The 26,853-nt window shown below is 73.6% G+C and carries 25 protein-coding genes; 7 read left to right on the top strand and 18 right to left on the bottom strand.

Annotation, left to right across the window (positions count from 1 at the left end):
* Positions 1 to 42: 42 nt before the first annotated feature.
* Positions 43 to 1,317, bottom strand: a complete 1,275-nt coding sequence (locus ACH34Q_RS37200) for an ABC transporter ATP-binding protein (protein WP_395987864.1) — start codon at positions 1,315 to 1,317, stop codon at positions 43 to 45.
* A 98-nt stretch (positions 1,318 to 1,415) separates the two neighbouring features.
* On the opposite strand from ACH34Q_RS37200, the gene ACH34Q_RS37205 reads away from it, so the two are divergent.
* Positions 1,416 to 2,525 (top strand): LacI family DNA-binding transcriptional regulator, encoded by a 1,110-nt coding sequence (locus tag ACH34Q_RS37205; RefSeq protein ID WP_395987865.1) that lies wholly within the window; start codon positions 1,416 to 1,418, stop codon positions 2,523 to 2,525.
* Positions 2,526 to 2,614: 89 nt separating this feature from the next.
* Positions 2,615 to 3,055, top strand: coding sequence for an Lrp/AsnC family transcriptional regulator (locus tag ACH34Q_RS37210; RefSeq protein WP_395987866.1), 441 nt, complete (start codon positions 2,615 to 2,617; stop codon positions 3,053 to 3,055).
* Positions 3,056 to 3,196: 141 nt separating this feature from the next.
* On the opposite strand, the gene ACH34Q_RS37215 is transcribed toward ACH34Q_RS37210, so the two are convergent.
* From ACH34Q_RS37215 to ACH34Q_RS37245, 7 genes are all read right to left on the bottom strand, one after another.
* Positions 3,197 to 4,105 carry a TIGR03619 family F420-dependent LLM class oxidoreductase gene (locus ACH34Q_RS37215; protein ID WP_395987867.1) on the bottom strand — a complete coding sequence of 303 codons (909 nt, stop codon included), beginning with the start codon at positions 4,103 to 4,105 and terminating at the stop codon, positions 3,197 to 3,199.
* Positions 4,106 to 4,165: 60 nt separating this feature from the next.
* Positions 4,166 to 5,236 carry a PLP-dependent cysteine synthase family protein gene (locus tag ACH34Q_RS37220; RefSeq protein ID WP_395987868.1) on the bottom strand — a complete coding sequence of 357 codons (1,071 nt, stop codon included), beginning with the start codon at positions 5,234 to 5,236 and terminating at the stop codon, positions 4,166 to 4,168.
* Positions 5,237 to 5,263: 27 nt separating this feature from the next.
* Positions 5,264 to 5,803: an FHA domain-containing protein gene (locus tag ACH34Q_RS37225; RefSeq protein ID WP_395987869.1), complete on the bottom strand. Its 540-nt coding sequence runs from the start codon at positions 5,801 to 5,803 to the stop codon at positions 5,264 to 5,266.
* 153 nt (positions 5,804 to 5,956) lie between these two features.
* Entirely contained in the window at positions 5,957 to 7,180 is a 1,224-nt protein-coding gene (locus ACH34Q_RS37230; RefSeq protein WP_395987870.1) for an acyl-CoA dehydrogenase family protein, read from the bottom strand.
* An 85-nt stretch (positions 7,181 to 7,265) separates the two neighbouring features.
* A complete protein-coding gene (locus ACH34Q_RS37235) occupies positions 7,266 to 8,348 on the bottom strand; it encodes a DUF3616 domain-containing protein (protein WP_395987871.1) in 1,083 nt (360 codons plus the stop codon).
* Between the two features lie 12 nt (positions 8,349 to 8,360).
* The gene (locus ACH34Q_RS37240) at positions 8,361 to 9,593 is read right to left on the bottom strand and encodes a cytochrome P450 (RefSeq protein WP_395987872.1); all 1,233 of its coding nucleotides are present in this window, start codon (positions 9,591 to 9,593) and stop codon (positions 8,361 to 8,363) included.
* A gap of 97 nt (positions 9,594 to 9,690) precedes the next feature.
* The gene (locus tag ACH34Q_RS37245) at positions 9,691 to 11,058 is read right to left on the bottom strand and encodes a KamA family radical SAM protein (RefSeq protein ID WP_395987873.1); all 1,368 of its coding nucleotides are present in this window, start codon (positions 11,056 to 11,058) and stop codon (positions 9,691 to 9,693) included.
* Between the two features lie 205 nt (positions 11,059 to 11,263).
* On the opposite strand from ACH34Q_RS37245, the gene ACH34Q_RS37250 reads away from it, so the two are divergent.
* Entirely contained in the window at positions 11,264 to 12,307 is a 1,044-nt protein-coding gene (locus ACH34Q_RS37250) for an L-erythro-3,5-diaminohexanoate dehydrogenase (protein ID WP_395987874.1), read from the top strand.
* A gap of 51 nt (positions 12,308 to 12,358) precedes the next feature.
* The gene (locus ACH34Q_RS37255) at positions 12,359 to 13,690 is read left to right on the top strand and encodes a DUF2252 domain-containing protein (protein ID WP_395987875.1); all 1,332 of its coding nucleotides are present in this window, start codon (positions 12,359 to 12,361) and stop codon (positions 13,688 to 13,690) included.
* Between the two features lie 57 nt (positions 13,691 to 13,747).
* Here the strand turns inward: ACH34Q_RS37255 and ACH34Q_RS37260 are convergent, their stop codons facing one another.
* Positions 13,748 to 15,802: a hypothetical protein gene (locus ACH34Q_RS37260; RefSeq protein ID WP_395987876.1), complete on the bottom strand. Its 2,055-nt coding sequence runs from the start codon at positions 15,800 to 15,802 to the stop codon at positions 13,748 to 13,750.
* A 156-nt stretch (positions 15,803 to 15,958) separates the two neighbouring features.
* On the opposite strand from ACH34Q_RS37260, the gene ACH34Q_RS37265 reads away from it, so the two are divergent.
* From ACH34Q_RS37265 to ACH34Q_RS37275, 3 genes are all read left to right on the top strand, one after another.
* Positions 15,959 to 17,557, top strand: a complete 1,599-nt coding sequence (locus tag ACH34Q_RS37265) for a lysine 5,6-aminomutase subunit alpha (protein ID WP_395987877.1) — start codon at positions 15,959 to 15,961, stop codon at positions 17,555 to 17,557.
* Positions 17,558 to 17,646: 89 nt separating this feature from the next.
* Positions 17,647 to 18,471, top strand: a complete 825-nt coding sequence (locus ACH34Q_RS37270; RefSeq protein WP_395987878.1) for an OAM dimerization domain-containing protein — start codon at positions 17,647 to 17,649, stop codon at positions 18,469 to 18,471.
* A 13-nt stretch (positions 18,472 to 18,484) separates the two neighbouring features.
* Entirely contained in the window at positions 18,485 to 18,880 is a 396-nt protein-coding gene (locus ACH34Q_RS37275; RefSeq protein ID WP_395987879.1) for a hotdog domain-containing protein, read from the top strand.
* A 404-nt stretch (positions 18,881 to 19,284) separates the two neighbouring features.
* Here the strand turns inward: ACH34Q_RS37275 and ACH34Q_RS37280 are convergent, their stop codons facing one another.
* From ACH34Q_RS37280 to ACH34Q_RS37320, 9 genes are read right to left on the bottom strand one after another with little or no spacing between them, the layout of a single operon-like run.
* Positions 19,285 to 20,133: an inositol monophosphatase family protein gene (locus ACH34Q_RS37280; RefSeq protein ID WP_395987880.1), complete on the bottom strand. Its 849-nt coding sequence runs from the start codon at positions 20,131 to 20,133 to the stop codon at positions 19,285 to 19,287.
* Positions 20,130 to 21,365 carry an alpha-D-ribose 1-methylphosphonate 5-triphosphate diphosphatase gene (locus ACH34Q_RS37285; RefSeq protein ID WP_395987881.1) on the bottom strand — a complete coding sequence of 412 codons (1,236 nt, stop codon included), beginning with the start codon at positions 21,363 to 21,365 and terminating at the stop codon, positions 20,130 to 20,132. Before ACH34Q_RS37285 ends, ACH34Q_RS37280 begins: the two co-directional genes overlap by 4 nt.
* On the bottom strand, positions 21,362 to 22,126 hold the full coding sequence (locus tag ACH34Q_RS37290; protein ID WP_395987882.1) for an ATP-binding cassette domain-containing protein: 765 nt from the start codon (positions 22,124 to 22,126) through the stop codon (positions 21,362 to 21,364). Before ACH34Q_RS37290 ends, ACH34Q_RS37285 begins: the two co-directional genes overlap by 4 nt.
* A gap of 2 nt (positions 22,127 to 22,128) precedes the next feature.
* Complete coding sequence (locus tag ACH34Q_RS37295) at positions 22,129 to 22,977, bottom strand: ATP-binding cassette domain-containing protein (protein ID WP_395987883.1); 849 nt, start codon at positions 22,975 to 22,977, stop codon at positions 22,129 to 22,131.
* Positions 22,977 to 23,900 (bottom strand): alpha-D-ribose 1-methylphosphonate 5-phosphate C-P-lyase PhnJ, encoded by a 924-nt coding sequence (locus tag ACH34Q_RS37300; protein ID WP_395987884.1) that lies wholly within the window; start codon positions 23,898 to 23,900, stop codon positions 22,977 to 22,979. The genes ACH34Q_RS37295 and ACH34Q_RS37300 overlap by 1 nt, the downstream gene beginning before the upstream one ends.
* Positions 23,897 to 24,991, bottom strand: a complete 1,095-nt coding sequence (locus ACH34Q_RS37305) for a carbon-phosphorus lyase complex subunit PhnI (RefSeq protein ID WP_395987885.1) — start codon at positions 24,989 to 24,991, stop codon at positions 23,897 to 23,899. Before ACH34Q_RS37305 ends, ACH34Q_RS37300 begins: the two co-directional genes overlap by 4 nt.
* Positions 24,991 to 25,629, bottom strand: a complete 639-nt coding sequence (gene phnH, locus ACH34Q_RS37310) for a phosphonate C-P lyase system protein PhnH (RefSeq protein ID WP_395987886.1) — start codon at positions 25,627 to 25,629, stop codon at positions 24,991 to 24,993. Before phnH ends, ACH34Q_RS37305 begins: the two co-directional genes overlap by 1 nt.
* A complete protein-coding gene (phnG, locus tag ACH34Q_RS37315) occupies positions 25,626 to 26,111 on the bottom strand; it encodes a phosphonate C-P lyase system protein PhnG (RefSeq protein WP_395987887.1) in 486 nt (161 codons plus the stop codon). The genes phnH and phnG overlap by 4 nt, the downstream gene beginning before the upstream one ends.
* Positions 26,108 to 26,827: a GntR family transcriptional regulator gene (locus ACH34Q_RS37320; protein ID WP_395987888.1), complete on the bottom strand. Its 720-nt coding sequence runs from the start codon at positions 26,825 to 26,827 to the stop codon at positions 26,108 to 26,110. Before ACH34Q_RS37320 ends, phnG begins: the two co-directional genes overlap by 4 nt.
* Between the last annotated feature and the right edge of the window lie 26 nt (positions 26,828 to 26,853).

Raw genomic sequence — 26,853 nt, forward strand, 5'->3', positions numbered from 1 at the left:
GATCCCCGGGCCTCGCCCCGGCCCGGGGACCACCGCACCGGATCAGCCCTTCTGGACCCGGCCGGACCCGGTGATCCCGCCGTCGGCCGGAGCCGGGGCCGGATCCGAGGCGGAGGCCAGGGCGCCGATCGCCAGGCCGCTGTCGGGGTCGAAGAAGTGCAGCCGGCGGGTGTCGACCGCCAGCTCGATGTCCTGGCCGGGCCGCACGTGCGAGCGGGCGTTGACGCGGGCCGTCCACAGCGCCTTGTTCTCGGCCAGCGGGATCGCCATCTCCTGGTCGCCCTCGGAGGCGTCCTCGGCCAGGTCGGCGGTGTCCTTGTGCTCCACCGGCGGGGCGTCGATCGTGAAGATCACGTTGATCTCGCTGCCCAGCTCCTCGGTCACCGTGCAGGTGGCCGGCATCGGCGCCCAGTCGGGCTTGGCGTGCGCGGCGTCCTCGAAGTCCGAGGGCCGCACGCCCAGGATCAGCGAGCGGCCGAAGTAGCCCTCCAGGCCCGGCTTGGCCGCCACCAGGTCGTCGGGCACCGGCAGCGTGTGGCCGGCGAACGAGACGCGGGCGCCGTCGTCGTCGCGCACCAGTTCGGCCGAGACGAAGTTCATCGACGGCGAGCCGATGAACCCGGCGACGAACAGGTTGACCGGGTTGTCGAACAGCCGCTGCGGGGTGTCGACCTGCTGCAGCTTGCCCTCGCGCAGCACGCAGACCCGGCTGCCCAGCGTCATCGCCTCGACCTGGTCGTGCGTGACGTACACGGTGGTGACCTTGAGGCGCTCGTGCAACTGGCTGAGCGAGGCGCGCATCGACACGCGCAGCTTGGCGTCCAGGTTCGACAGCGGCTCGTCCATCAGGAACGCCTGCGGCTCGCGGACGATCGCGCGGCCCATCGCGACCCGCTGCCGCTGCCCGCCCGACAGCGCGGCCGGCTTGCGCGACAGGTACTGCTCCAGGCCGAGCATCTTGGCGGCCTCGCGGACCTTCTTGCCGCGCTCCTCCTTGGACACCCCGCGCAGCTTCAGCCCGAACGCCAGGTTCTGCTCGACGGTCATGTGCGGGTACAGGGCGTAGTTCTGGAACACCATCGCGATGTCGCGGTCCTTGGGCGCCAGGTCGTTCACCACCCGGTCGCCGATGGAGATCTTGCCGCCGCTGATCTCCTCCAGCCCCGCGATCATCCGCAGCGCGGTCGACTTGCCGCAGCCCGACGGGCCGACCAGCACCATGAACTCGCCGTCGCGGATCTCCAGGTCCAGGCCGTCCACGGCCTTGACGCCGCCGCCGTACACCTTGTCGACCTGCTCCAGCACGATCTCGGCCATCTCGAACCCCTTGAAGTGGAAACGTTTCCAACGCCTGACCGCCCACCAGGCGTTTTACCTAGTGGATGGAGTCAACATCATGGAAACGTTTCCAGGAAATGGAAGATCGTGAAAAGGTGGCGGGCGGCCGCCGGACGGCGGCCGGGCGGAGGCGGGAGACGATGGCGAACGGGCGAGCGGCGACGATCAAGGACGTGGCGGCGGCGGCCGGGGTGGGCATCGCCACCGTGTCGCGGGCCTTCACCGGCACCGGTTCGGTCAGCGCGGCCACCCGCGAACGCGTGCTGGCCGCGGCCCGGGAGCTGGACTACCGCCCCAGCGCCCTGGGCCGCGGGCTCAAGCTCCAGCGCGCCTCGGGCATCGGCCTGATCGTCCCCGACGTCACCGACCCGTTCTGCGCCGAGCTGATCGCCGGGGTGCTGACCTGCGCGCGCAGCCTCGGCGAGCACGTCATCCTGGACACCACCGGCGGCGACCCCGCCCGCGAGGCCGAGATCGTGGAACGGCTCGCCGAGCAGCGCGTCGCCGGCGTCATCGCGCTGCCCGCCGGCGACGCCGCCGGCTGGCGCAGGGCCGCCGGCACCGGCCCCGGGGCCGGCGTCGTGTTCGCCGACCGGGTGCTGCCGGGCCTGCCCGAGATCCCCGCCGTCCTGGCCGACGACCGCTCCGGCGTGCGCACCCTCACCGAGTACCTGGTCGGCCTCGGCCACCGCCGCATCGCCTTCCTCGGTGCCGCCGCCCCCGGCGTCCCCGCCGGTGTACGGGAGCGCGCGTTCCGCGACACCCTGCAGGCCATGGGCGCCTCCACCGACGAGGACCTCATCGTGGCGGCCCGTCCCGAACGCGACAGCGCCTACGCCGCCGCCGCCGGCCTGCTGCAGCGGCGCGGGGACGTGACCGCCGTGCTGGCCGCCGGGCACCTGCTCGGCGAGGCGGCCGTCCTGGTGGCCCGCGAGCTGGACCTGCGCGTCCCCGCCGACGTGTCCATCGCGATGGTCGACGACGTGCCCTGGGCCGAGCTGTGCGACCCGCCCCTCACCGCCGTCGCCCGCCCCGGCCACGACATCGGCTACCGGGCCTGCGAGCTGCTGCTGCGCGACCGTGCGCGCCGCGGCCGGGGCGGCCCGGTGCTGCTGCCCGCCGAGCTGGTCGTGCGCGGCAGTTGCGGCCCGCCGCGCGGCGGCCGGGCGCCCGGCCGCTCCGGCTGAGCAGGGCACCGCGCCCGCGGCGCGAAGAAGGCTCCGCCGTGATCGCCCTTGCCCCTGCACGGGCCCCGCCGACACGCTAGATTTCCCGGGTGGAGGAGATCGATCGTCAGATCATGGCGTTGCTGGCCGACGACGGCCGGATGAGCTTCACCGATCTGGCCAAGGAGACCGGCCTGTCGGTGTCGGCCGTGCACCAGCGAGTGCGGCGGCTGCAGAAGCGCGGCGTCATCAAGGGGTTCACGGCACTGCTGGACAACGAGCAGATCGGGTTGCCGCTCACCGCGTTCGTGTCGATCAAACCGATCGACCCGTCCGCTCCGGACGACGCACCCGAGCGGCTGGCCGGCGTGGCCGCGATCGAGGCCTGCCATTCGGTGGCGGGGGAGGAGAGCTACATCCTCAAGGTGAGGGTGACCTCCCCCAACGAGCTGGAGGACCTGCTCCAGCAGATCCGCGCGGCGGCCAACGTCGCGACCCGCACCACCGTCGTTCTCAGCACCCCCTGGGAGAACCGCCGTCCGGCCCTGTAAGGAACGACCCGCCTGTAAGGAACACCTGGAAAAGCACGACCTGGATAGCCCGACAGCTGGATAACGATCCGGCTCCCCCGCGGGCCCGGCCCGCGGGGGAGCGGTGTCTCCGCACCCGTCCGGATCCCGTCCGGCGCCCGTTCAGGCGCCGGGGGCGAAGGCGTGCAGGGCCTCGCGGGCGCGGTGCAGCGCGTCCCACGGGTCCGCGTCCGCCCCGCTGATCTCCGGGTCGAAGTTGAGGTCCACGAACAGCTCGGTCACGCCCTGCGCGGCGAGGTCGTCGAAGTCGGCGCGGATCTCGTCGTGCGACCCGGTGAGCGGGCGCCGGTCCCGCCGCGCCGCCTCCCGGACCCGGACCGCCGCCCGGCACACGAAGCGCAGCGCGGCCGGGTCGCGCCCGGCCTTCTCCGCCTCCTCCCGGACGATCGCGATCGACGTGCCGAGCGAGGACGGATCGGCGCGGCTGGCGCTGACCCAGCCGGCCGCCAGCCGCCCCGCGCGGCGCAGCGCGGGCTCGGCCGCCCCGCCCAGCAGGATCGGCGGCTCGGGCGATTGCAGCGGCGCCGGCTCCATCACCACCGGCGGCCACCGGTAGAACTCGCCGTCGAACCCCTCGCCCGCCCCCGCCCACAGCGACCGCATCGCGGCGATGAACTCCTCGGCCCTGGCGCCCCGGCGCTCCATCGGCGCGCCCGCCGCCGCGAACTCCTCGGGCATCCAGCCCAGCCCGAGCCCCAGGTCCAGCCGCCCCGAGGCGACATGGTCGAGCGTGGCGGCCTGCTTGGCCAGCAGCGCCGGCGAGTAGAACGGCACGTTCACGATCGCCACGCCCAGCCGCACCCGGTCGGTCAGGCCCGCCAGGTAGGCCAGCGTCACCAGCGGATCCGGGACGGCCCGGTACGGCATGCCGCTGTCACCGGCCGGATTCAGCAGGCGCTGCAGCGTCCAGATCGAGTGGTAGCCGAGCTCCTCGGCCTGCTGGGCGACCTGCACCTGGTTGGCCGGCGTGGACCAGCCCCCCGACACCGGCACGGCGAACCCGATGAGCACGATGTTCCTCCCCGTTCACTGGCCCGTTCACTGGCGCTGTCCTGGCGCGCGGTTGCGACTCTACCGAGAAGGACCGTTCCACTCGCCGGTGGCCAGGAACCCCTCGATGGCCGCCGCGTGCGGGGCGGGGTCCAGGCCCTTGCCCTCGGCCCAGGCGCCGTCGTGGACGGTGGACAGGTGCCGATCGGCCGCGTCGGCCACCAGGGACACGATGGTGCCCCGCACGCCGTCCTCGGCCGGCCGGGCGGCCAGGCGCAGCGCGCCCCACAGGTTGGCGCCCGTCGATCCGCCGACCGGCAGGCCCGTCGCGGCGCGCATCGCCCGCGCTCCGGCGACACTGGCGGCGTCGGGTACGGCCAGCATCAGATCGATCAGCGACGGCAGGAAGCCGGGCTCCATGCGGGGGCGCCCGATGCCCTCGATCCGCGTCGGCATCCCGGTGGCGTAGTCGTGGGCACCCGTCGCCCACCCGGGCAGGTACGCCGAGTTCTCCGGATCGACGACCGCCAGCCGCGCGCCGAGGCCGTGGCAGCGGATGTGCCGCCCCAGGCTCGCCGCCGTCGCGCCCGTACCGGCGCCCACGACCACCCAGGCCGGATCGGGGACCTGCGCGAACAGCTCGCCGGCCAGATCGTCGCCGCGCCAGTCGATCGCGCGCTCGGCCCAGGTGAACTGGTCGAGGTGGCAACCGCCGCGATCGGCGGCCAGCCGGCGCGCCTCGTCGTAGATCGCCAGGGGCGGGGTGACGAACCGGCACTCCCCGCCCAGCGCCTCGATCGGCGCGGCCCTGGCCGGATCCTCGCGGCCCGGCATCACCGCCACGTACGGCAGGTCCAGCAGCCGCGCCATGTACGCCTGCGCCACCGCCGCGTTGCCGCCGGTCGCCTCCACCACGGTGGCGCCCTCGGTGATGCGGCCCGAGGCGATCGCGTGCCGGAACAGGGCCCGCGCCGTACGGTGCTTGAGGCTGCCGGTGGGATGCGCCGACTCGTCCTTGAACAGGAGCGTGACGCCCAGGTCGCCGTGCAGGGGGAAGGGGATCAGGGGAGTGGGGCCGTGCGCGTCGCGTTCGGCGGTGAGCCGCCGGATCGCCGCCGCGGCCCAGGTGCTCGCTTTTCGATCATCTGCCACACCGCCATGAAAGCAGCCGCGCGAGGGTCAGGAGGCGGCGACGATGAAGGTGGAGTTGCCGAAGCCGACCTCGTCGCCGGGGCGGACGCGGGTCGGCCCGGTGAGCCGCCAGCCGTTGAGCCGGGTGCCGTTCATCGAGCCCAGATCCGACATCATCCACTCCTCGTCGGAGCGGTAGATCTCGGCGTGGAACCGCGAGACGGTCAGATCGGTGAGGATGAACTGGCAGCCCGGGGCGCGGCCCACCACGATCCGGGTCAGCCCGGGTGGCGGCAGCATGAAGCGGGGCAGCCGCGGCGCCCGCCAGGCCGCCTCGAACCGCGCGGTCACCTGCGACACCGAGGAGATCAGCCCGGTCAGCCGGCCGACCACCCGGTTGGTGGGCGGCAGGTCGTGCACGATGTCGGCCAGCTCGGACTGGCTCTGGGCGCGCAGCACCAGATCGACCCGCCGCTCGAACGTCTCGTGCGACATCCGGCCCTCGGCCACCCGGTCGCTGAGCGCGCGCAGCACACGGTCGCGTTCCATATCGGACGCTCTCACCGGAAACGCGGGCTGACCGTCCATAGCTGTGAGTATCCAGATCCCGTCGTCGCCTGTCCAGAAGAGCCGCCGAGCGGAGAACGGGTGATCGTTTCCACCCGCCCTCCGCTTGTTGGACGGCCCGCGGACACCGGAAGTTCGGGTCGATTCTCCCGTGCCAGGGGATCGTGCGCGAACTCAGCGGGCGAGCAGGTCCCGGGCGATGTGGGTCACCTGGATCTCGTCGGTGCCGGCGTAGATCTGGAACGACTTGGCGTCGCGGGCCAGCTGCTCCACGCGGTACTCCGACATGTAGCCGTTGCCGCCGAACAGCTGGACGGCCTCCATCGCGACCTCGGAGGCCGCCTGCGCCGCGTACAGCTTCATCGCCGACGCCTCGGCCAGGGTGGGCGTACGGCCCGCGCGCTGCATCTCGATGTGGCGGAACACCAGGTTCTGCACGTTCAGCCGCGCGACCTCCATCTTGGCCAGCTTGAGCTGGATGAGCTGGAAGTCGCCGATGCGCTGGCCCCACAGCTCGCGCTTCTTGGCGTAGTCGACCGACAGCGCCAGGCACTCCTCGATGACGCCCAGCGACATCGCCGCGACGCCGGCGCGCTCGGTGACGAAGTTCTGCTTGGCCGACTCCTTGCCGCTGCCGGAACCGGAGCTCAGCAGCCGGTCGGGGCCCGCCTGGACGTCGTTGAGGAACAGCTCGCCGGTGGGGGAGGAGTGCAGGCCCATCTTGCGCAGCGGCTTGCTCTGGTCCAGCCCCGGCATGCCCCGGTCCAGCACGAACGTCAGGATCTCCCGGTCGCGCGGCTGGGAGCCGTCGTCGAGCTTGCAGTAGAAGACGATCGTGTCGGCGTACGGGCCGTTGGTGATGAACGTCTTGCTGCCGTTGAGCACGTAGCCGTCGCCGGACCGGCGGGCGGTGGCCTGCATGCCGCCGAACGCGTCGGAGCCGGAGTTGGGCTCGGTGATCGCCCACGCGCCGATCTTGTCGAAGGTGAGCAGGTCCAGCGCCCAGCGGCGCTTCTGCTCGGCGTTGCCGCGCTTGGTGATGGTGCCGGCGGCCAGCCCGAGGCTGACGCCCATCGCCGACACCATCCCCGGCGCGACCTTGCACAGCTCGATGACCGGCAGCATGGACATCGCCGCGTTGCCGCCGCGCGCCCCGCCGTCCTCGTCCTCGCCGTCCTGGCCGCCGGCTCCGGTCCCGGCCTCCTCGCGCTCCAGGCGGGACTGGAAGGACGAGCGCGCCAGCTCGTCCATGCCGAAGGTCTTGTAGAGGCTCCGGATGAGGTCGTACGGGGGCAGCTCGCCGGACTCCAGCCGCTCGGACTGGGGCCGGACCTCGGCCTCGATCCAGCCGCGTACGGCGTCCCGGATCATCAGATCTTCGTCGGACCACTCGATCATGCGCGCGTTGCCTCACTCTCGGCCTGGTGGGGCGTCCATCCAAGCACAGAGTGAAAGCAAGCCCTTACTCGGGTGGCCGGGACCGTCACTTCTCGAACGACACCACGTCGGCCAGCACGCCGCCCCCCGACGTCAGCCGGTCCTCGGCGGGGCTGTCGTACACGACCAGGAGCTTGGGGCGGCCGTCGTGGTCGGTCTCGTCCAGGACCGCGATGCCCTCGGCGTGGTCGTCGCCGTCCCCGTACGGGAGGGGGCCGACCACCTGCAGGTCCTCGGCGGGGACGATGCCGGCGGCGTCGACGGTGACGGCGCCGGGCCAGCGGACCACCCGGACCGGGCCGTCCAGGTCCATGCTCGGGCCGGTGAGGATGAGCAGGTCGTCGCCGTGCGGGCACAGATCGCGCACGCCCAGGCCGCCCAGGTCCAGGAAGTGGGTGCGGTAGCGCTCGCCGTCGTCGCCGATCGGCCGCAGCCGCAGCCGGCGCGGGTCGTCGGGGTCGGTCTCGGGATGGATCTCCACCACGACCGCCCAGCCGCGCAGCACCGGGCCGCGGAAGCCGACGTAGAGGCGCTCGCCGTGGGCGGCGATGCCCTCGATGTCGATCCCGTTGTCCTTGCTGGGGATCTGCAGGAACGGCGCGATGTGCGGGTCGCCGGCGAGCAGGTCGGTGAGGGAGTCCTGGCGCCCGCCCAGCACGGCGGCGGTGCGGTCGCCGTCGGCGGCGGTCACCTCGGGCAGGCCGTCCGCGCCGGTCACCAGCGGGATGCGGGCGATGATGAACCGGTTGTCCTCGCGGACCACGGTGGCCAGCCGCTTGCGCGACTTGGCGTCGGACTGGCCCGCCTTGATCTTCTTGCGCTTGAGGCTGTGCGAGCCGATCGCCCAGAGCCAGCCGTCGGTACGGGCCAGCCCCTCGATGTCGGCCTCCTCCTCGGGCCCGGCCGGCAGCGGGACCAGGTCGGCGAGGCGGACCGTGCGCTGGCCGTCGTAACCGGTGACGTGCCCCTCGGCGTCGGTGGTGGCGGTCAGCCGCTCGATGGTGGCCGTCTCGTCACCGGCCACCCACAGGCAGCGGCCGTCCTGGCGTACGGCGGAAAGGTTGGTGTGCGTCTCGGCTTCACGGCTCTCCTGCGCGAAGCGGAGCTCGACCCGGCGTTCCACGATCATTCGGCGATGGTTTCACATTCCGGGGCGAAGGGTCCCGCCGGCCGGTCGAACGTTCCAGCGGACGTCCAGGGTTTCGGGCTTGCGGAAGACCAGGCCGCGGGCCTCGGGGACCGGGCCCGGCTCGAGCCGCAGGCCGGGCAGGCGGGCCAGGAGCGCCTGCAGCGCCGTCCGCGTCTCCAGCCGGGCCAGATGCGCGCCGAAGCAGAAGTGCGGGCCGTGCGCGAACGACAGGTGCTCGCCGGAGTTGTCCCGGCGCACGTCGTAGCGGTCGGGGTCGGGGAAGGCGGCGGGGTCGCGGTTGGCCCCGGTGATGGAGACCCGGACCAGGTCGCTCTTGCGGATGCCGGCGCCGGCCAGGTCCACGTCGGTGGTGGCGTACCGGTCGACGACCGAGGCCGAGGGCTCCAGCCGCAGCGACTCCTCGATCGCGGCGTCCAGCAGGCCGGGATCGGAGCGGACCAGCTCCAGCTGGCCGGGATGGCCCAGCAGGTGCAGCACCGCGTTGGCGATCATGCCCTCGGTGGTGTCGATGCCGCCGAACATCAGCACCGCGGCGTTGGCGACCACCTCGTCGGGGGCGAGCCCCTCGTCCTGGTGGGCGGCCTCGGCGAGCAGCGAACGGGCCCCGCCCGGGGACAGGGGCTCGGCTCCGGCGGCCTCCTGGACGGCGGCGCGCAGCCGCTGGTACGCCTCGTCCGCCCGCGCGGAGGGCTCCTGCCCGGCGGTGATCGCCGACAGGGCGTCCACGAACGCCCCGTACCAGGACCGGATCGTCGTGGCGTCGGCCCCCTGCAGCCCGAGGGCCTCGGCCACCACCGCCACGGCCAGCGGCCCGGCCAGATCGCCGCGCAGCTCGGCCTTCCCGGCGGGCGCCAGGCCGGTGACGAGGCGGTCCACCTCGTCCTGGACGAACGCGGTGAAGCGCTCGCGGGTCCGGGCCGGGCGGAAGGGGCGGGCGAACGGCTCGCGGTGGCGGGTGTGCGCGCGGCCGTCCAGCGACAGCATGCTCGGCCCGAGCAGCCGCGCGGTGGAGAAGCGGGGATCGTCGACGGTGAACGTGGCGGCGTCGCGCATCACGCGCAGGGCGGGCTCGCGGGCGGTCACCAGCCAGCCGCCGAGCGCGGGCAGCCAGGAGACGGGCTCGTGCGCGCGCAGGCGGGCCAGGTGGGGATGGGCGTCGCCCTCGAGATCGGCGACGGTGACGGCCGCGCCGAGAGGGAACCGGTCGATCGGGTCGGAATCCACGACCGAAGGGTATGCGGTCCGGCCGATCACCCCGTACTGATCTACAACGTAAAGGCGTCGGCCGGTCCGAAGATCCAGGTTCGTTCAGCGGTCCAGGTCAGGCCGCAGTGGAGGCGTGCCGCCACCACTCGCGGCCGGACTCCGGCAGCGTGTGGATCGGGTCGTAGTACTCGTACCGCCGGGTGAGGGCGTCGGGATCGGCGGCCTCCAGGCCGGTGCGGTAGTTCTTGGTCCAGTACGAGACGCCGCGGTCGCGGTCGTAGCCGGCGAGCTGGTGCACCCAGCGCTTGCCGACGTAGGGGACGTCGCAGACGATCCGCGGGGTGGCGAACCCGGGCAGGTAGCCCATGATCGCGTGCTGCAGCTCCTGGGCCTCCCACACGGCCACCCGCCAGTGCTCGCTGTAGGGGATCATGTCGCACATGTACAGGTAGTACGGCAGGATCCCGGCCTCGTCCAGCAGCGCGAACGACAGGTCCAGCAGCGCGTCGGGGCTGTCGTTGACGCCGCGCAGCAGCACGCCCTGGTTGCGGACGTCGCGGATGCCGGTGTCGAGCATCGCCCGGGACGCCCGCGCGACCAGCGGCGTCACCGACTGGGCGGCGTTGACGTGGGTGTGCACGGCGATCTGGACGCCCCGCGCGTTGGCCTTGGTGGCCAGGCGCTCCATCCCGGCGCGGACCTCGTCCTGCAGCCAGTGCTGCGGCAGCCCCATCAGCGCCTTGGTGGCCAGCCGGATGTCGCGGACGTTGCCGATGTCCAGCAGCGCGTCCACGAACGACTCCAGCCGAGGCCAGGGCAGGTTGGCCACGTCGCCGCCGGAGACGACGACGTCGCGGACGCCGGGGGAGCGGCGCAGGTAGTCCAGCATCGCGCCGTGCCGGTCGGGGGCCTTGATCGTGAACTTGTGCTTGTCCACCGCAGGGGTGGAGTTGCCGACCAGGTCCATGCGGGTGCAGTGCCCGCAGTACTGCGGGCAGGTCGGCAGCAGCTCGGCCAGGACCTTGGTGGGGTAGCGGTGGGTGAGGCCCTCGACCGCCCACATCTCGGCCTCGTGCAGGGAGTCGCGCGTGGCGTAGGGGTGCGAGGGCCAGTCGGTACGGCGGTCGCTGAAGACCGGGATCATGTAGCGGCGCACCGGGTCGCGGTAGAAGGCCTCGGTGGAGCCGGTGTCCATGGTGTTGAGCATCTGCGGCGTCACCAGCATGGACATGGTGGCGCGTTCCTTCTGGTCGCGCTCCAGGTCGATGTAGAACGCCTCGTCAAGGAGATCGCCCATGAGCGCCCGCAGTTGCCGGAGGTTCTTGACGCAGTGGGCGCGCTGCCACTGCGCCGACTCCCATTCCGCCGTGGTCACGTCCCGCCAGCCCGGGAACCTCCGCCAGTCGGGTTCCCGCAGCGGGGTACGCCGGTAGGCGTAGGGCTGGGGGGAGGTGTCCAGGTCGGGGTGTAGGGCGGTGGTCATCGTCGACCCCTCCTCGCGGTGCGCCGGTGCCAGGTGATTGTCGGTGGGATGAGCGGTGGGTCAGCGGTGGGATCTAGCGATGGGTGCCGTAAAACTCTTGTACGAAGCCGACGTTACGGGAAGAATTTCGATCTAACCAGTGATCTCATGTATATCTTCCGTGACCTGCGGAAGGATCGCTGGTGACCGGCGAGAGGGGCGGCGGATGACCGGAACGGCCGTGGGACTGCATCGCGTACTGGAGCCGGGGGGCGTGCTGCCCCAGGCCGCGCGGCGGCTCGACACCGATCCCCGGATCCGGCCCGATGAGGTGCGGGTACGGGTGGAGCGCCTCAACCTGGACGCGGCCTCGTACCGCCAGCTGCACACCGCGCACGGCGGCGACCCGGACGCGATCCGCCGCGAGGTGCTGGAGATCATCGAAGCCCGCGGCAAGATGCACAATCCCGTCACCGGCTCGGGCGGCATGCTCGTCGGCGTCGTGGACGAGGCGGGCCCCGACTCCCCGCTCGGGCTCAAGCCCGGCGACCGGATCGCGACGCTGGTCTCGCTCACCCTCACCCCGCTGGCCGTCGACGACGGGCTGGCCCGCTGGGACGGGCGCTCGGAGCAGATCCCCGCCTCCGGCCACGCGATCCTGTTCGCCCGTTCCATCGCCGCCGTGCTCCCCGCCGACCTGCCCGTACCGCTGGCGCTGTCGGTCATGGACGTGTGCGGCGCGCCCGCCCTCACCCACCGCGTCGTCGCCGGCCTGGTCGCGAGCGGGGCCCCGCCGGTGGTCGCGGTCCTGGGCGCCGCGGGCAAGAGCGGATCGCTGTCGCTGGCCGCCGCCCGCCGCGCCGGGGCCGCCCGCACGATCGGGCTGGTCCCCACCGAGGACGAGGAACGGCGCCTGACCGGGACGGGCCTGGCGGAGCGGGTCGTACGGGCCGACGCCCGCGACCCCGTCGCCGTCGCCGCCGCCATCGGCGAACCGGCCGGCGTCACGGTCGTCTGCGTGGACGTGCCCGGCTGCGAGCACGGCGCGATCCTGGCGACCGCCGCCGGCGGCACGGTGATCTTCTTCTCGATGGCCACCTCGTTCCCCGCCGCCGCGCTGGGCGCCGAGGGCCTGGCGGCCGACGTCACGATGCTCATCGGGAACGGCTACGTCCCCGGGCACGCCGAACTGGCACTGGACCTGCTGCGCGCCGAATCGGGGGTTCGTTCCCTGTTCACCGCGCGGGCCGGTGATGATTCGGCACAATGACGCGGGTATGCCCCGACGGCGGAGCGCACCTGAGCACCAAGGAGAGCAGTGATGGCGAGCATCACCCGGGCCCTGAGCGAGCTGGACCCGAAGGAACGGCAGGGCCGGATCGTCGACGTGCTGGTCGAGGCCTTCTCGGACCTGATGGAGGGCAGCCCGGCCGAGTTCCGGCGGCGCTTCCGCAAGATGGCCTCCGACCCGTTCGCGTTCTACCGGGGCAGCGCCTGCCTGTTCTACGCCGACATCGTGAACGAGGACGACGAGTGGGCCGATGAGCGCACCGCCCGGGTCTGGATCCAGGGCGACCTGCACGCGCAGAACTTCGGCACGTACATGAACGACGACGGCGTCTTCGTCTTCGACGTCAACGACTTCGACGAGGCCTACGTCGGCCACTTCACCTGGGACGTCAAGCGGCTGGTGGCCAGCCTGGCCCTGCTGGCCTGGAGCAAGGCCATCTCCGACGCCGACATCCGCCGGCTGATCGAGACCTACGTGCGCGCCTACGTCGACCAGGTCCGCCGGTTCGCCGCCCACGACGGCGACCACGAGTTCGCCCTGACGCTCGACACCGCCGACGGCTACATCCGCGAGGTGCTGATCTCCGCGCTGTCGTCCAACCGGATCGACCTGCTGGACGGCATGACGCTGGTCGACCAGCACGAGCGCCGCTTCCGTGACCGCTCCGGCGTGCGCCGCCTCGGCGACGAGGAGCGCGCCCAGGTGGAGCGCGCCTACCTGGAGTACCTGCAGACCATCCCCAAGGAGAAGCGCTTCGGCAGCCTCACCTACCAGGTCAAGGACGTCGTCGGCGCCTCCGGCTTCGGGATCGGCTCGGCCGGGCTGTCGGCGTACAACATCCTGGTGGAGGGTCACAGCCAGGCCCTGGAGAACGACGTCATCCTGTCGATGAAGCAGGGCAACGTCGCCGCGCCGAGCCGCGTCGTCGACGACGCCCGCATCCGCGAGTACTTCCAGCACCACGGCCACCGCACCGCCGTCTCCCGCCGCGCCCTGCAGGCCAACACCGACCCGTGGCTGGGCTACACCGAGATCGGCGGCGTCGGCTACGTCGTCCAGGAACTGTCGCCGTACGAGGCCGACCTGGACTGGTCGGGCCTGACCGAGCCCGAGGAGATGCTCTCGGTCCTGGACGACCTGGGCCGCGCCACCGCCAAGGTGCACTGCGTGTCCGACTCCGACTCCGACCACACCCTGGTGGGCTTCCAGGTCGAGGACGCCATCGACGCGGTCATCGGCCCCGACGAGAACGGCTTCGTGGAGTCCATGGTCGAGTTCGGCACCGAGTACGCCGCGATCGTCCGCGACGACCACCGCCTCTTCGTCGACGCGTTCCGCAACAACCAGATCCCCGGCCTGTAGCGGCCGCGGCCAGGCCCGGAGTCCGGCGCCGGTTCCAGTGCCGTTTCGGTGCCGGTCTCAGCGCCGGGTCAGGACGCGGGCGACCGCGGCGGCGATGACGGTGACCAGGATCCAGCCGGCGGCCACCAGCGCGTACGAGAACCACTGGTGGCCACCGGCCGGGTTGTAGGCGCGTTCCTGGCCGAGGTCGACCAGCGGCAGCAGCAGGTCCAGGGCGTAGACGACGGGGTTGAAGTGCGGTGCCTCGCCCGGCTTGAGGGGCGGGGGAGGCGTCGCGGCGTACACCAGGCTCCCGGCCGTCACCAGCAGGCCGAGCCACAGCACCGCACGCCAGGGCTGGTAGCCGTAGCCGACGGTCGCGTCCTGGACGACGCTCCAGACCTTGCCGAACGGGGTGCTGCCGCGCCGGTGCGCCCGTTCCTTGGCCAGCAGGATCCGGCGGGCCTCGGCGGCCTGGCCCAGGGCGCCGTAGACGCCCGCCAGATGCTCGTACGGCTGGGGCTGGTGGCCGCCGGGGTCCAGGGCCAGCCAGCGCAGGCGCCGCCGGGCGGGCAGGCGCGGCTCCAGGGCCTCGTAGGTGAGGCCGTTGAGCGACAGGGCCTCCGGCCACCGTTCCGGATCGTCGCGCAGCAGGCCGATCCGCGCGTGCTCCAGGCTGACCGCCCCCTGGACGGCCTCGGCCGGGCACAGGGAGAGCTCACCCGCCTGCAGGGCGCGAGCGTCCAGGGCGGTTCCGCGGGGGTCGCCGAGACGGGTGCCCTCCAGGTCGACGCGGCCGCCGACGCGGGCGCCCTCGAGTTTGACCCGGCCGATCGCGGTGAGCTCCCGGCAGAACATGTCGGCGCCGATCTCGGCCCGCGACAGCCGCAGGCAGGTGCCGTCGGGATGCTCCAGGCGGGCACCGGTGAGCAGGAGGCGGCCGGTGATCCGGGCGACCGCGGCGCGGAACTCGCCCCGCGCCCGCAGCCCGCGGCAGTCGAAGGTGCCGCCGACGGTGAGGTTCTCGCCGGCGATCGCCACGTCGCCGCCGTCCAGGTGGGCATCGGCCAGCGTGAGGTCGTTGCCCACCTGAGCGCCGGCCAGGTTCACGCTGCCGCCGGCGACGGTCAGGCCGGTGGCGTCGATGTCGTTCACCGCGAGCTGGGAGAGCCACAGCGCGGTGCCGCCCGGCGCCGACAGCGACGCGCCGGTGATGGTGAGGAACGTGCGGATCTGGGCGCCGGGCATGCGGACCTCGCCCTCCGCGGTGAACCCGCCCCGGGCGAAGAACGGTCCCTCGACGACCAGCCCGCCGGCGGCCAGGGCGATTCCGCCGGGATTGCGCAGGGCGGCACCGTCGAACCCCGCCTCCCCCTCGATCCGGGTGCTGCGCATCGTCGTCTGGCCCTCGACGGTGATCCCGGTGGCCAGCAGCCCGCCGCCGAGCACGGCGCGGTTGAGGGCCAGTGCCTCCTGCCCGGCGCCCGGTGCGCGGATCGTGGCGTTCTCCAGGCCGAGGCGGGCCTCGACGCGGGCGTTGCGCAGCCGGACCGCGCCGTCGGCGCGGAAGCCGTCGTTGGCCTCCATGGCACCGTCCACGACCAGTCCGTCGGCGGCGAGGGCCACACCGTCGGCATCGGGGCCGAGCCGGGCGCCGCGCAGGGTGATCTCGCCGTTGACCTTGGCGCGGTCGAGCCTGAGCCCGTTCCGGACGGTGCTGCGGTGCAGGTTGAGCAGGCCGTCCATGGCCAGCCGGGGTGCGTTGATGGAGTGGACGTCGGAGCCGGTGATCCGTACGGTCCGGGTGGTGGCCTCCACCAGCCGGATCGGATCGGCGAAGTGGCAGTCCTCGCAGACCAGGGTGTAGGGGACCTCGGCGCCGATCAGGTCGAGCCGGCCCTGGACGCGGACGCCGCGCAGCCGGATCGCGGGGCGCCGGCCGGGATCGGGTTCCACCGCGCCGAGCAGCAGGGCGGTGATGATCTCGGCGCGGATGGTGCGTTCCGGACCCCAGTCCGCGGCGCCCGCGATGTCGTCCGAGCCGGGGTCGCCTGTACGGAGGTCGGCCCAGCCGCCGCGGGGGAAGGCCGACCACAACAGTTCCTCCGGCTCGCTGAGCCCCCAGTCCGACATGAGGGCAATCTTGCCCGGAGTGGGAAGGGTATGGGAGAGCTTGATCGTCAAGGTGAAGGGTCTTGCGTATCAGTCGCTCAAGGCAGGAAGATCTCTGGGGTAGCGCGGAAGATGGAGTAGATATTGGTGAACGATCGAGCGGGAGGGGAGGCGGCAATGGCGCCGCAGGGGAAACTCGATCTCGATCCGGTGGTCGTGCGCAGGGCCCGGGCGCTGGCCGCCCGCGCCGCCGAGCCGATCATCGAGATGGCCCGCACGCACACCACGGTGTCGGTGGAGCGGGCGCTGCTGCGGATCGCCGGGCTCACCGGCGCCGACGCCGAGGGCAGGCCTTGGGTCAACCACCTGGCCGACAACGTCCGCGACCAGGTCGGCCTCGAGCACGGCGTGGCGCTGCCGGTCTGGGACGCGCTGCTGCGCGGCCCGTACGGGACGCCCGCCGACCTCGCGCGCGCGGCCGCGCGCGGCGAGGCCCGGTTCCGGCTGCCAGGCGGCTCGGACGCGCGGGAGGCACGGGACGCGGCACGGCGCGCGGCCCGTTCGGGCATCGGGCGCATCGACCGGCGCCGCGCCGAGCGGGACCGGATGCTGGCCGAGGCAGGCGAGCCGCCCCGGCCCTGGATCTACCTGATCGTGGCCACCGGCGACATCTACGAGGACATCCCGCAGGCCCAAGCCGCCGCCCGCGAGGGCGCCGACGTGGTCGCGGTGATCCGCTCGACCGGGCAGTCGCTGCTGGACTTCGTGCCCGAGGGCGCCACCCGGGAGGGCTACGCCGGCACCTACGCCACCCAGGAGAACTTCCGGCTCATGCGGGCCGCCCTCGACGAGGTGTCGCGGGAACTGGGCCGCTACGTGCGGCTGACCAACTACGCCTCCGGGCTGTGCATGCCCGAGATCGCCGCGCTGGCCGGGCTGGAGCGCCTGGACATGATGCTCAACGACTGCATGTACGGGATCATCTTCCGCGACATCAACCCCCGCCGCACGTTCATCGACCAGCGGTTCTCCCGGCAGGTGCACGCCCGCGCCGGGATCATGATCAATACCGGCGAGGACAACTACCTCACCACCGCCGACGCGGTCGACGCCGCGCACACGGTCGTGGTCAGCCAGCTGCTGAACGAGCGGTTCGGGCACGAGGCCGGGCTCGCCGACGGGCAGCTGGGGCTGGGGCACGCGTTCGAGATCGACCCGTCCGTCCCCGAGTCGTTCCGGCTCGAGCTGGCGCACGCCCAGCTGGTACGGGAGCTGTTCCCGGACGCGCCGCTGAAGTACATGCCGCCGACCAAGCACATGACCGGCAACATCTTCGCCGGCTACCTGCTGGACGCGTTCTTCAACCTGGCCGGGGTGATGACCGAGCAGTCGATCATCCTGATCGGGATGATGACCGAGGGCATCCACACGCCCTGGCTGTCGGACCGCGACCTGGCCCTGGAGAACGTCCGCTACGTCCGCGACGCCTGCGGCGGCCTGGCCGAGGACTTCATGCCCCGGCCCGGCGGGTTCGTCGCCGAGCGCGCCCGGCGGGTGCTGGGCGAATCCGTCGAGCTGCTGGAACGGGTCGAGCGCGACGGCCTGCTCAACGCCATCGCCGAGGGCACGTTCGGCGTCACCCGCCGCCCCCCGGACGGCGGCAAGGGCCTGGACGGCGTCGTCGCCCGCGCCGGCGGGTACTTCAACCCCGCCATCGAGATCCTGGACGACGAGGACCCGCACGCCGTACACGAGCATGAGGAGGTGCCCGCATGACCGAGCGGAGCGAGGGTATGCGGGCGGTTCTTGACCGGGGGGTGTGGGGGGTCGTCCCCCCACAAGGAGGCACTATGAGTGGAGGCGGCATGACCGAGCGGAGCACGGCGTCCACGCAGGCGCCCGCCGAGCCGGCCGACACCCGGCAGGTGATCCGGCCGTACGGTGACACCACCGGCGACGCCATGGTGCAGGTCTCCTTCACCCTTCCGGTGCCGGCGGGCAAGCGCGCCGAAGCCGCGGCGCTCCAGCTGGCGGGGAAGATGGGGCTGTCCCCGGCCAGCGTGGTGCACGCCAAGCCGATGGGGCCCGACTACACCTTCTTCATCGTGTACGGGCGGGTGAACCACCTCATCGACTACGCGGCCATCCCCGTACCGCCCGGGCGTGAGTACCCGCTGCTGTCGTCCAGCGAGGTCAACCTGGCGATCCGCCAGGCGCTGAACCGGCCGCTGGTGGTGGTGGGCGCCTGCATCGGCACCGACGCCCACACGGTCGGCATCGACGCGATCCTCAACGTCAAGGGGTTCGCGGGGGAGAAGGGCCTGGAGTACTACCGGGAGATCCAGGTGGTGAACATGGGCGCCCAGGTCACCGTCGAGGAACTGGTCGAACGCGCCAAGGCCGAGGACGCCGACGCCGTCCTGGTCTCCCAGGTGGTGACGCAGAAGAACGCCCACCTGCACAACACCAAGCAGATGGCGGCCGCCTTCCACGCCGAGTACCCGACGGCGGTGGCCGCCGGCATGGGACGGCCCCTGCTGGTGGTCGGCGGCCCCCGGTTCGACACGGTCACGGCCGAGGACCTCGGCGTCGACCGCGTCTTCGGCAAGGGCACCACGCCCGCCGAGGTCGCCAGCTTCGTCGTCCACGCGCTGCTTCCCGCCGAGCAGGAGGACAGGGAGACCCGATGAGCCAGGAGACCCGATGAGCGATTCCCGCGAGGGCCTGACCGTCACCCACCGCCGCTACATCCCGTACTCGCATGCCCACTACGCGGGTGACCTGGTGGACGGCGCGTACGTGCTGGCGCTGTTCGGCGACCTGGCGACCGAGGCGAGCATCCGCACCGACGGGGACGAGGGCCTGTTCGCCTCCTACTCCGACGTCCAGTTCCGCGCGCCCGTACGGGCCGGGGACGTTCTGGAGACCGTCGTGACGGTGACCAGGATGGGCCGCCGGAGCCGGGTGATGGACTTCCAGGCGCGGGTGGTATGCCGGGGACGCCCTGACAAGGGGGAGTCGGCGGCCGAGGTGCTGGCCGAGCCGATCGTGGCGGTCACCGCGACCGGGACCGTGGTGGTGCCCCCGCCGCGGGGGTGATCGGGACGGCCGTGACCCCTGTGACCGGCGGGATTTCCCGGCACCGTACCGATCATGGTGCTGAGCTGGCGGAACGTGGAGTCGCCGCAGAACATGCGGCGGTTGACAAGGACGGGGACTTCGGTAGTTTTGCTGCAGTCCAGCACAGGACTCACCGATCGGCCGCCCACGGCGCCACCGGACCGCGCCATGACGGGATCGACGGCGGAGCACGCGACGCCCGTCGGAGCCAGGGGTGGTGACCGGGAACCGTGCCAGGGCGGAGCCGCCCGGTCGGGCGGGGGCTTGGACCCGGTAAAGGGCCCGGACATCCAGTAGAAAACGGAGCATCGTTCTCACCGCCTGTGAGGCGACTTCGGCCCGAGGGATGTCACGGGCCCTTTTCCGTGCCCGCCCGTCCCGGCCTAGCCGCCGGCGGCGGCGGCGCGCAGGGTGGCGGCCAGCTCGTCGGCCAGTTCCGGCGTCGCGGCCACGACACCGCTCCACCGCAGGGTGAGGTCGGTGCCGGGCTCGATCGGCCGCCCGTGCACGTCCCGTACGGCGCCGCCCGCCGCCTCGGCCAGCACGACGGCCGCCGCGAGGTCCACCAGGCGGTGGGTATCGCTGGCGGCGTCCGCGAACGCGTCGGTCGCGCCCTCGGCGACCAGGGCGGCCTCCAGGCAGGAGCTGGACAGGATCCGGATCCGCCCGGCGCGCCCGGCCACGGCCCGCCAGGCCGCCCACGCATGCGGCAGGTCGGTCCGGGGGCGCAGCAGCGACACCGCCGCGCCGTCCAGCTCCCGCCGCCCCGAGGTCCGCAGCGGCGTCGGCGCGCCGCGTGCGGCCCACCAGGAGCGGCCGGTGTCCAGCCAGACGGTGAGGGCCTCGGTGAACGCCCCGTCCACGGCCACCGCCGCCGAGAACGCGCACAGCGGTACCCCGGCCGCGGCGTTGGCCGAGCCGTCCACCGGGTCCATCACCAGCGTCACCGCCGCGCCACGGTCGACGAAACCGGCCTCCTCCGACACCACGTTGACCCGCCCGAGCGGGCCTGCCTGCTCCAGTGCGGCCAGGATGGCCGGTTCCACCAGCTGGTCGATCAGCATCGTCGGGGTGCCGTCGGCGCCATCGGCCACGTACTCGGCCAGCGCCTCACGGGTGTGGGCGGCGAGCGCCTCCTGGAACGCCGACCGCGCCGCCTGGGCCGCGATCCGCAGCGCCGGATTCACCGCGTCCCGGCTCGCCGTGTCCCAGGTCACGGCGTCCCGGCTCACCGGGCCACCGCCGCTTCGAGGCCTGCGGTGCCGCCGGCGTGCGCGGTGAGGTCGTTGGCCGACAGGGTCCGGCGGACGGTGGGCCAGCCGCCGTCGACGGTCGCGACGATGAGGTCGCCGCGCGCCCCGGGACGGATCTCGCCCCGGTCCTGCAGCCCGGCCACGCCCGCGGCGCCGGCGGTCACCAGCCGGACGGCCGCGGGCAGGGTGGCGGCGCCGTCGCGTTCCAGCAGCACCACGGCCGCCAGCAGCGCCGAGGGCAGGTAGTCGCTCGACAGCGCGTCCACCAGGCCCTCGGCGACCAGTTCGGCCGCCGCCACGTTCCCCGAGTGCGAGCCGCCGCGCAGGACGTTCGGCGCGCCCGCGACGACGTGCATGCCCAGCTCGCGTGCCGCGCGTGCCGCCTCGATCGTGGTGGGGAACTCGGCCACCGCGACGCCGTGCCCGTGCGCGTCGGCGACCTCGGCCCGCGTCACCGGGTCGTGCGCGAGCAGCCGGGCGCGCCCGGCCGCGGCCTGCCCGGCCAGCCACCGCAGTGCCACGGGACGGTGCCATTCGCGGGTGTCGCGGTCGGCGACCATCGCCTCGAGCCGCGCCTGCGCCTGCTCCTCGGTCAGCCCCTCCTCCGACTGCAGCCAGCGGCGGAAGTACGCCGGGTCGCGGTACTGGCCCTGGCCGGGGGTGTGGTCCTCGAACGACACCAGCGGCGGCGCCTGCTCCGGTCCGGGCCGCTCCAGCTGGGCCCGCAGCGCGGGCAGCGCCTGCGGGTCGCGGGCGTCCAGCCGGTAGAGCATCCGGTGGTCGGCCAGCGCGCGGCCCCCGGCGGCGCGCCGCCGCAGCGCGCCGGCGATCATCTCAGCGCCCTCGACGGTACGGCCCTTGCGGACGTCGACCTCGTACCCGATGCCGTGGAACACCGTGGTCACCCCGGCCGCGCGCACCCGGCCCTCGAAGCTGCCGACCGCGAAGTCCACGTCGAACCGGGCGCCGGGCCGGGGGTTGATCTCCTTCTCCAGCCCGTCGCTGTGGGTGTCGACCAGGCCGGGCAGCAGCAGCGCCCCGCGCAGGTCCTCGGCCTCGGCCGGTACGGCGCCGGGCCAGCACGGGCCCGCCTCGGTGATCACGCCGTCCTCCACGGCCACCAGCGCGTCCTCCAGCACCCGGCCGGGCAGCACCGCGGTCGCGTGCGCGAAGATCCTTCTCGTCGGGTTCAGAGCCGGGCTCGGGGTCATCGGGCCACCTCCAGGTCGTGGGCGCGCAGCACGGCGGCGGGCGCGCCCTGGGCGATGACGCGGCCGCCTTCGAGCACGGCCACCCGGGTGGCCAGCCGCTCGATGGCGTCCAGGTCGTGGAAGACCGACAGCACGGCGGTGCCGGTCCGGCCGAGATCGGCGATCATCTCCAGCACCGCCTCCCGGTTGACCGGGTCCAGCGCCGACACCGGCTCGTCCAGCAGCAGCAGCCGGGGCGGCGAGATCGTTCCGGCGGCCAGGTTGACCCGCTGCTTCTGCCCGCCCGACAGCACCGTGGTGTGCATGGCCCACAGCCGCTCGTCGATGCCGAGCCGGCGCAGCGCGGCCGCGGCCGCCTCCCGCGCCGTTCCGGCGTCCATGCCGCGCGCGGCGCCCGCCCGCGCCACCAGGTCCAGGACGCCGCGGCGCGGCTCGCCCCGCAGGAACTGCGACACGTACCCGATCTCGCGGCCGCGCAGGTCGGCCACGGCCGCGTCCGGCAGCGCGGCCAGGTCGACGACCCGGCCCGTCCCGGTACGGAACAGCATCGTCCCGCCGCCCGGCCGGTACGTGCGGTAGACGCAGCGCAGCAGCGAGGACTTGCCCGCGCCCGACGTTCCGGCCAGCGCCAGGTGCTCTCCGGCCCGCAGGTCGAGGTCGACGCCCAGCAGCGCGGGCACCTCCCGGCCGTCGATGGTGTGCAGCGTGAACGACTTGGCCAGCCCGCGCACCGCCAGCACCGCCTCCGGTGTCTCTTGCATGGTCATCCCCTTGCCGCCGCGACGAGTCGCTGGCTGTACGGGTGCTGCGGGTCCTCCAGCAGCTGGTCGGTGAGGCCGGCCTCCACGATCCGGCCGTGCTGCATCACCACGACCCGGCGGGTGAGGGCCTCCACGACCGCGAAGTCGTGCGACACCACGACCGCCGCGACGCCCAGCTCCTCCAGGAGCCCGCGCAGCAGGTCCAGGACCCCGGCGGCGACGGAGGCGTCCAGGCCGGTCGTCGGCTCGTCCAGCAGCAGCACGGGCGGATCGTTCGCCAGCGCCTTGGCGATCTGCACGCGCTGGCGCATCCCGCCGGAGAAGTTGCGGACGACGTGGTCCATGCGGTCCAGCGGGACCTCGGTCCGCTCCAGCAGCTCGGCGGCGCGCGCCCGGATCCGGCCGAAGTCGCGCCGGCCCGCCGCGGTCAGCCGCTCGGCGACGTTGCCGCCGGCGGAGATGTCCAGGTCCAGGCCGGCGGCCGGGTCCTGGTAGACCACCGCGAGCCGGTCCACGCGCAGCCGGCGGCGCGCGGAGCCGTCCAGCGCCAGGATGTCGTCCCCGCCGGCCAGCCGGGCGGCGCCGGCGGTGGCGCGCTCGTCCCCGGCCACGCAGCGCAGCACGGTGGACTTGCCCGACCCCGACTCGCCGATCACGCCGAGCGCCTCGCCCGGCGCGACCTGGAACGACACGTCCCAGCACGCGACGACGGCGCCGGTCGCGGGCGAGATCGGGGTGCCGTGTGCGGGTCCGGTCCCCGGCAGCGACGCCGGTCCCTGATCGCCGTAGATCTTGCCCAGGCCCTCCACCGAGAGCGCGCGGGTCGCCACCGCGCCGGGTGCGGCCGTCATCACAGGGTCCCCCCTTCGGAGCGGTTGCGGGAGCAGAAGTCGGTGTCGCTGCACAGCCACCGGACGGTGCCGTCGGTGGCTGGCTCCTCCACCAGGTAGGTGGCCTCGCTGCCGCAGTAAGCGCAGGCGGCGCCGGGGGTGTGCTCCACCTGGAACGGCACGTCGTCGAACGCCAGCGGCTCGACGCGGGTGTGCGGGGGCACGGCGTAGATCCGCTTCTCCCGCCCGGCCCCGAACAGCGTCAGATGGTCGGCGCCGCTCAGCTTCGGCACGTCGAAGCGGGGGATCGGCGTGGGGGAGATGACGTACCTGCCGTTCACCAGGCACGGGTAGCCCGCCGCCTGGGTGATGACGCCGTTGCGGACCAGGTCCTCGTACAGGCTGACCCAGATCTTGGCGTAGTCGGCCTCGGCGTGCATGCGCCGCTGCTCGGTCATGTCGCTCTCCACCGCGCGCAGCGGCTCGGGCACCGGCACCTGCAGGACCAGCGTCTGGCCGGCGCGCAGCGGCGTCTCGGGGATGCGGTGGCGGGACTGGACGACGGTGGCCGCGCGGGTGTCGGTCACCTGCTCGGCACCGATGTCGCCGATGATGAGGCGGCGCAGGTTGGCGGCGTTGACCCCGGCGTCCTCGCCCTGGTCGATCACCTTGAGCGCGTCGTCCGGGCCGGCCACGGCGAGGGTGACCTGGAGGCCGCCCGAGCCCCAGCCGCGCGCGACCGGCATCTCGCGGGAGCCGAACGGCACCTGGTAGCCGGGGACGGCCACCGCGGTGAGCGCCGCGCGGCGCACCTCCCGCTTGGACAGCTCGTCGAAGATGCCGCCGGGGCCGCCGTCCCCGGCCAGGCCCTCCAGTGCCGGCGTTCCGGCCGGTACGGGCGCGCCCGGCGGCAGGGGCGGGGCGGTGGTGGTGGCGGGGGTCATCGGGCGTCTCCCTGGGCGCGGGCGCGTACCGCGCGCTTGCGGTCGAGGATGGAACGGAAGTCCACGTAGTGCGGCAGCTTGAGGTGCTCCAGGAACCCGGAGGCCTCGATGCCGTCGAGGGTGATGAGGATGCGCTGCTCCACGTCGGTACGGCCGCGGTCGCGGTGCGCCAGCAGGTCGAGCCCGGCCATCGCGATCGCCTTGCGCTCGTTGTGGCCGAGGCACAGCCCGTAGCCGACGTCCAGCCGGGTGCGGTCCTCCTCCGGCCCGTCCAGGTCGTCGATCGTCTCGACCTCGGTCACGCGGACCTCCGCGATCTGCACCGGATCGCCGGTCAGCGGGTGCCGGACCCGGACCGGGAGCCGCCCGTGCCGGACCTCGCCGGGGATCTCGTGGTCGTGCCTGGTGGGCTGGAACGTGTTGGTGTACCAGAGGTTGACCAGCGCGCCGGTCTCCGCCCGCGCCATCGCGGTCAGGCGTGCCGAGCGCGGCGCGCCGGGCCGGGCGGGGGAGCGGGTGATGTCGTACGGCTCGGGGTCGGTGTCCCCGCGCCGTTCCACCACCATGTCCATCTCCCGGAGCAGGTCCAGCAGCCGGGCCGGCCGCCGTACGTCCTCCTCCTCGTGCTCACTCCGTGCGGGTTCGGGGACGTGCCCGTGGTGATGAACGTCCTGCGCCGGGGCCTGGCCGTCGGGCATGAGGTCCAGCAGCCGCCCCACGTAGTCGAGGGTGCGGCCCAGCAGCTGCCGCCCGGGCGGGTTGCGGAACGCGGAGGAGATGCGCCGCAGCACCATCAGCTCCCCGGCCGCGACCGGCTCGGAGTAGGCCAGCCGCGGCAGCGTGGACCGGTGCGCGCGCAGCAGCTGCGCCGCCTCCAGCACGTCGCCCTCGGCCTGCCGGACGGCCCGGGCGGCCAGCTCCGGCGCCCACAGGCCGCCCTCGCCCATCACCCGGTCGACCGCCAGGCGCATCCGCTCGGTGATCTGGTCCAGCCGCAGCCACGGGCTGGCGCCCGCCTGCCGCTCGTGCCGTACGAGCCGTTCCGCCGCGAGGATGGCCTGCTCCCCGCCGCGCGCGTTGGAGTACCCCATCAGCCCGTACCTCCGTTCTCGATGGTCATCCGGACGCTTCTGGGCAGGCCCGCGACCGTGCCGTCGGGCGCGACCAGGAAGGTGTCGGTCCCGGCGGGGAACGCCGCGTTCGCCTCGGCGAGGGCGTGGAAGGACTCGGCGGGCATCCCCTTGACGGTCAGCCGCCGCTCGCCGGGGACGCCCGGCCCGTTCAGCGTGAGGACGACGCCGCCCGCGTCGGGGCCTTCCGACAGCCCGTCGACGGCCTGGACGAGCCGGCAGCCCAGTTCGGGGTGCAGGGCGTCACCGCGCGGCAGCGCGGCGATCTCCGCCGGCGTGAGCGGCCGCAGCGCCAGGACCATGCGGGCGTTCTCCGGATCGGCCGCCGGTGCGCCGGTCGCGAGCGCCAGCGCCCGCGCCCAGTCCTCGCCGCCGATGACGGCCAGCGGTACCTCGACGTCGGCCAGGCACGCGGCGGGGACGGTCGCGGCCGGGACGTCCGGGGACGGTACGAGCCGCGCGGTGAGGCCGGGCCGGGCCAGCACGTCCAGCAGCGAGCGGAAGTCGCGGCGGGCCTGGGAGGGCGAGCGCCGTACCGCCTGAGCGGCCCAGCCGATCCCCCCGGCCGGACGGGTCGCCTCGTGGGTGACGGCGGTCATAGCAGTTCCTCGAATTCCACGATGGTCGGGACGAGCGCGGCCCACTCGGCCGCGTCCTGCGCGGCCCGTCTCGCCGCGACGGCCGCGCACACCTCTTCGACGCGGCCCGCTTCGGGCAGCCCGGCCGAGGCGGCGGCGTCCAGCAGCGCCGCCGCCAGGGCGGCCACCCGGTCGTCGCCGCCGCGCATGCTCCAGCCGGTGGCGCCGGCGACCTCGACGGTGCAGTGGGTGACCAGCACTTCGCCGAGGTAGAAGCGTTCCTCGGCGACCGGCTCGCGGACCTGCAGCATCACCATGCCGACCTCCGGCGGGTGGATCACCCGCGGCGTGCCGAGGGCGCCGCCGTCCAGCAGCCGCTCGGCGACCGGGACCAGCTCGGCGGGCTCGGCGGCGGCCAGCAGCCGGGCCCGGCGCGCCGCGGCCGGCTCGGGCGGCCCGGACGGGCCCCGCTCGGGCGGGGTGCCGCTCGTGGGCGGATTCACGATGTCTCCTCCTCGATCTCGAACACGACGTCCAGGACGTCGGGGCGCAGGTAGGTGCGCGCGTACTCGATCCGGTGGCCCCGGGCGGTCCGGTTGACGCTCTCGGCGAGCCAGACGGGACTGCGGTCGCCGCCGGCCAGATGGCCGGCCACCGCCGGGGGCGGGACGTTCAGGCCCAGGCGGTAGCGGTGCCGCCCGACGGCCAGGCCGTACCGGCGGGCCAGCGCCCGGTGCAGGGACACCTCGTCGCCCAGGACGCCGTCCAGGCCCGGCAGGGGGCGGTGCGGCAGCAGGCTGGTGGCGAACGCGGCGATCTCCCCGTTCACGGTGAAGAGCCGTTCCACCGCCCACACCGCGGTGCCCGCGGCCAGCTCCAGGGGCCGCCGCTCCTGCTCGACGGCCCGCCGCACCCCGCACGCCAGCAGCCGCGATCCCGGCTCGGCGCCGGCCCGGCGGACGGTCTCGCTGAACGAGGGGGCGCGGTGCGCGGCGATGAGGTACTCCACCCGGCCCCGCCGGAACGTGCCCCGGCCCTGGACCCGGCGGACCAGCAGCCGCCGTTCCAGCTCCTGTAGCGCGGCGCGGGCGGTGGGCCGGCTCACCTGGAACCGGGCCGCCAGCGCGTGCTCGCTCGGGACGCGGGAGCCCACCGGGACGGGCTGAAGCTCGTTCTCCAGCCTGTCGGCCATCTCGAGATACAGCTGCGCGGTTGTCATGACAACCACCCTGAGCTGGGCAGATG

Origin of the sequence: Actinomadura sp. 9N407, from assembly GCF_044326315.1 — a bacterium.
Classification (GTDB): Bacteria; Actinomycetota; Actinomycetes; order Streptosporangiales; family Streptosporangiaceae; genus Spirillospora.

What these genes read in the sequence shown, in the direction of transcription:
- ACH34Q_RS37245 (WP_395987873.1), bottom strand. Translation starts at nt 11,058, where the DNA reads ATGACCACCGCCCTACACCCCGACCTGGACACCTCCCCCCAGCCCTAC.
- ACH34Q_RS37290 (WP_395987882.1), bottom strand. Translation starts at nt 22,126, where the DNA reads ATGCAAGAGACACCGGAGGCGGTGCTGGCGGTGCGCGGGCTGGCCAAG.
- ACH34Q_RS37230 (WP_395987870.1), bottom strand. Translation starts at nt 7,180, where the DNA reads ATGATCGAGTGGTCCGACGAAGATCTGATGATCCGGGACGCCGTACGC.
- phnH (WP_395987886.1), bottom strand. Translation starts at nt 25,629, where the DNA reads ATGACCGCCGTCACCCACGAGGCGACCCGTCCGGCCGGGGGGATCGGC.
- ACH34Q_RS37250 (WP_395987874.1), top strand. Translation starts at nt 11,264, where the DNA reads ATGACCGGAACGGCCGTGGGACTGCATCGCGTACTGGAGCCGGGGGGC.
- ACH34Q_RS37255 (WP_395987875.1), top strand. Translation starts at nt 12,359, where the DNA reads ATGGCGAGCATCACCCGGGCCCTGAGCGAGCTGGACCCGAAGGAACGG.
- ACH34Q_RS37305 (WP_395987885.1), bottom strand. Translation starts at nt 24,991, where the DNA reads ATGGGGTACTCCAACGCGCGCGGCGGGGAGCAGGCCATCCTCGCGGCG.
- ACH34Q_RS37300 (WP_395987884.1), bottom strand. Translation starts at nt 23,900, where the DNA reads ATGACCCCCGCCACCACCACCGCCCCGCCCCTGCCGCCGGGCGCGCCC.
- ACH34Q_RS37265 (WP_395987877.1), top strand. Translation starts at nt 15,959, where the DNA reads ATGGCGCCGCAGGGGAAACTCGATCTCGATCCGGTGGTCGTGCGCAGG.
- ACH34Q_RS37320 (WP_395987888.1), bottom strand. Translation starts at nt 26,827, where the DNA reads ATGACAACCGCGCAGCTGTATCTCGAGATGGCCGACAGGCTGGAGAAC.
- ACH34Q_RS37205 (WP_395987865.1), top strand. Translation starts at nt 1,416, where the DNA reads ATGGAAGATCGTGAAAAGGTGGCGGGCGGCCGCCGGACGGCGGCCGGG.
- ACH34Q_RS37235 (WP_395987871.1), bottom strand. Translation starts at nt 8,348, where the DNA reads ATGATCGTGGAACGCCGGGTCGAGCTCCGCTTCGCGCAGGAGAGCCGT.
- ACH34Q_RS37260 (WP_395987876.1), bottom strand. Translation starts at nt 15,802, where the DNA reads ATGTCGGACTGGGGGCTCAGCGAGCCGGAGGAACTGTTGTGGTCGGCC.
- ACH34Q_RS37275 (WP_395987879.1), top strand. Translation starts at nt 18,485, where the DNA reads ATGAGCGATTCCCGCGAGGGCCTGACCGTCACCCACCGCCGCTACATC.
- ACH34Q_RS37270 (WP_395987878.1), top strand. Translation starts at nt 17,647, where the DNA reads ATGACCGAGCGGAGCACGGCGTCCACGCAGGCGCCCGCCGAGCCGGCC.
- ACH34Q_RS37285 (WP_395987881.1), bottom strand. Translation starts at nt 21,365, where the DNA reads ATGACCCCGAGCCCGGCTCTGAACCCGACGAGAAGGATCTTCGCGCAC.
- ACH34Q_RS37200 (WP_395987864.1), bottom strand. Translation starts at nt 1,317, where the DNA reads ATGGCCGAGATCGTGCTGGAGCAGGTCGACAAGGTGTACGGCGGCGGC.
- ACH34Q_RS37225 (WP_395987869.1), bottom strand. Translation starts at nt 5,803, where the DNA reads ATGGACGGTCAGCCCGCGTTTCCGGTGAGAGCGTCCGATATGGAACGC.
- ACH34Q_RS37295 (WP_395987883.1), bottom strand. Translation starts at nt 22,977, where the DNA reads ATGACGGCCGCACCCGGCGCGGTGGCGACCCGCGCGCTCTCGGTGGAG.